Genomic DNA, 2,825 nt, shown 5'->3' with positions numbered 1-2,825 from the left:
AGCTGAAGGTACTGAGATGGTAATGCCAGGTGATAACGTTACAATCACTGTAAAGTTGATCAACGCTATCGCAATGGAAAAAGGTCTACGTTTCGCTATCCGTGAAGGTGGTAGAACAGTAGGTGCTGGTCAGGTAACTGAAATTTTAAAATAATCTTAAATCCCGATTTATCGGGACTAAAGAAAAATAAGAAAAGCAAAGTGTTTAAGTGCGCTTAGGCACTTTGCTTTCTAATTACGGGAATAGTTCAACGGTAGAATAGAGGTCTCCAAAACCTTTGATCAGGGTTCGAATCCTTGTTCCCGTGCTCAAAACAATGGTTGAGTAATTGAATGAGTGAATGATTGAATTTGAAGGTTAGCTTTCGAATATTATCATTCACTCATTTAGTCATTCTGTCATTCAATAAATTAAATATGGCTAAAGTAGTTGAGTTTATAAAAGAATCGTACGATGAAATGACCCAGAAGGTTACATGGCCTACTTGGGGTGAACTGCAAAGTTCTGCAATTCTTGTATTAGTGGCTTCTTTAATTATTGCATTGGTTATTTTTGCAATGGATAAAGGATCAACATTTGTGTTAGATACTTTTTATAAATCACTTTCTAATTAATATTTACTAATGAGCGATCTAAAGTGGTACGTTGTAAGGGCTGTTAGCGGTAAGGAAAAGAAAGTAAAACAGTACATTGATGCTGAGATCAGCCGTTTAGGTTTCTCTCATTTGGTTCCTCAGGTTTTAATACCAATGGAAAAATATTACCAAATGAAAGATGGTAAAAAAATTGCAAAAGAACGTAACTTCTATCCTGGTTATGTTTTAATCGAAGCTACATTAGATGGAGAGTTAGAGCACATCATTAAAGGAATTAATAGTGTTATTGGTTTCTTGGGTGATAAAGCTGGTAATCCAATCCCAATGCGCCAGGCAGAAGTTAACCGTATTTTAGGTGTGGTTGATGAGATGAGCGAGCAAGGTGAAACAATGAATGTGCCTTACTACGTTGGCGAAGGCATTAAAGTAATGGATGGACCTTTCAACGGTTTCTCAGGTATTATCGAAGAGGTAAACGAAGAGAAGAAAAAACTGAAAGTAATGGTTAAAATCTTCGGTCGTAAAACACCACTTGAGCTTAACTACATGCAAGTAGAAAAAGAGTAAGCAAATTATTTTTAGAATATAAAAAGACCGCAGAATTTATTTCGTGCGGTTTTTTCTTTTTAAATGATTTTTTAAATTGCTTAATAATTAGTGTAAGTTTTGTGGTTTATTCTGTCGTTGCGAACAAAGAAAGGGTCTTATGGTGGCGTGAAGCAATCTATTCATGGTTTATAACTGAAGAAAGTATTTTTCTTAATCGCTGATTTAATGCACATATTTTAAACACCTACATATTATTAAATATATTTCTCTCCATCTATTGTGCATTTACAAGATTATCCATATCTTTGCAGTCCTTTAAGCTTTATAGGAGCTCTAAGGAATTAAATGTTACATGCTTCCAATATTTAACATTGAGTTTTAAATAAACAAAAAACACAAAATGGCAAAAGAAGTCAGTGCAATGATCAAATTACAGATCAAAGGCGGAGCGGCAAATCCATCGCCACCAGTAGGACCTGCGTTAGGTGCTAAAGGGGTGAATATTATGGAGTTTTGCAAACAGTACAACGCTCGTACCCAAGATAAAGCAGGTAAAGTATTGCCAGTTGTAATTACTGTTTATGCTGATAAGTCATTCGATTTCATCATCAAAACCCCTCCTGTAGCTATCCAGTTAAAAGATGCTACTAAATTACAGAGTGGTTCTGCTGAGCCTAACCGTAAAAAAGTTGGATCGGTGACCTGGGACCAGATTAAAGTTATTGCTGAAGATAAAATGCCTGATTTAAATGCATTTACAATCGAATCTGCAATGAGTATGGTTGCTGGTACAGCACGCAGTATGGGAATCACCGTTTCTGGTGACGCACCCTGGAACAATTAATTAAAAAACAGTTTACAACAGTGGCGAAATTAACTAAAAATCAAAAAAAGGCACACGCTAAAATAGAAGCTGGTAAAGCTTATACTTTACAGGCTGCTGCTGCTTTGGTAAAAGAAATCACTACCACTAAATTCGACGCATCAGTTGATATTGATGTATCTTTAGGTGTAGATCCGCGTAAAGCGAATCAAATGGTACGTGGTATTGCTACTTTACCACACGGTACAGGTAAAACTGTACGTGTTTTAGCTCTAGTAACTCCTGATAAGGAAGAAGAAGCGAAAGCAGCTGGCGCAGACTTCGTAGGTTTAGACGAATATGTGGCTAAAATTGAAGGTGGTTGGACCGATGTAGACATTATTATCACAACACCAGCTTGTATGGCAAAAGTAGGTAAATTAGGCCGCGTTTTAGGTCCAAGGAACTTAATGCCAAATCCAAAATCTGGTACAGTAACTAACGAAGTTGGTAAAGCTGTAACAGAGGTTAAAGCAGGTAAGATTGATTTTAAAGTAGACAAAAGCGGTATTATACACGCTTCAATAGGGAAAGTATCATTCCCAGCAGATAAAATTTATGAGAATGCACTTGAAATCATTCAGGTAATTTCAAAATTAAAACCATCTGCTGCTAAAGGAACTTATTTTAAAAGCATTCACGTGTCTTCTACAATGAGTCCTGGAATTGCAATTGAAACAAAATCAGTAGCGGGGATTTAATCATGAACAGAGAAGAAAAAAACGAAGTAGTTTTAGAACTACAAGGACAAATGCAAGAGTATGGCAATTTCTATATTGCTGATACTTCTAGCCTTTCTGTTGAGCAGATTAACAAC

6 protein-coding genes and 1 tRNA gene are annotated in these 2,825 nt (G+C 36.2%); all 7 read left to right on the top strand.

The window, feature by feature from the left end:
* On the top strand, nucleotides 1-154 hold a 154-nt coding region (locus tag AC1DPQ_RS23590; RefSeq protein ID WP_477611055.1), incomplete at its 5' end, for an EF-Tu C-terminal domain-related protein.
* Nucleotides 155-237: 83 nt separating this feature from the next.
* A tRNA-Trp gene (locus tag AC1DPQ_RS23585) sits at nucleotides 238-308 on the top strand.
* A 109-nt stretch (nucleotides 309-417) separates the two neighbouring features.
* Nucleotides 418-615: a preprotein translocase subunit SecE gene (secE, locus tag AC1DPQ_RS23580; protein WP_029279332.1), complete on the top strand. Its 198-nt coding sequence runs from the start codon at nucleotides 418-420 to the stop codon at nucleotides 613-615.
* A 9-nt stretch (nucleotides 616-624) separates the two neighbouring features.
* Nucleotides 625-1,164 (top strand): transcription termination/antitermination protein NusG, encoded by a 540-nt coding sequence (nusG, locus tag AC1DPQ_RS23575; RefSeq protein ID WP_025143263.1) that lies wholly within the window; start codon nucleotides 625-627, stop codon nucleotides 1,162-1,164.
* A gap of 382 nt (nucleotides 1,165-1,546) precedes the next feature.
* Nucleotides 1,547-1,990, top strand: a complete 444-nt coding sequence (gene rplK / locus AC1DPQ_RS23570) for a 50S ribosomal protein L11 (protein ID WP_010601094.1) — start codon at nucleotides 1,547-1,549, stop codon at nucleotides 1,988-1,990.
* A gap of 20 nt (nucleotides 1,991-2,010) precedes the next feature.
* Nucleotides 2,011-2,709 carry a 50S ribosomal protein L1 gene (gene rplA / locus AC1DPQ_RS23565; RefSeq protein WP_029279316.1) on the top strand — a complete coding sequence of 233 codons (699 nt, stop codon included), beginning with the start codon at nucleotides 2,011-2,013 and terminating at the stop codon, nucleotides 2,707-2,709.
* Between the two features lie 2 nt (nucleotides 2,710-2,711).
* Nucleotides 2,712-2,825, top strand: a 114-nt coding sequence (rplJ, locus tag AC1DPQ_RS23560) for a 50S ribosomal protein L10 (protein WP_477611054.1), incomplete at its 3' end; no start/stop codon positions are given.

The sequence above is a fragment of the Pedobacter sp. 01T416_2 genome (assembly GCF_056398925.1).
Note: the sequence above shows the minus strand (reverse complement) of the source record. Positions and strands in the feature narration are given on the sequence as shown.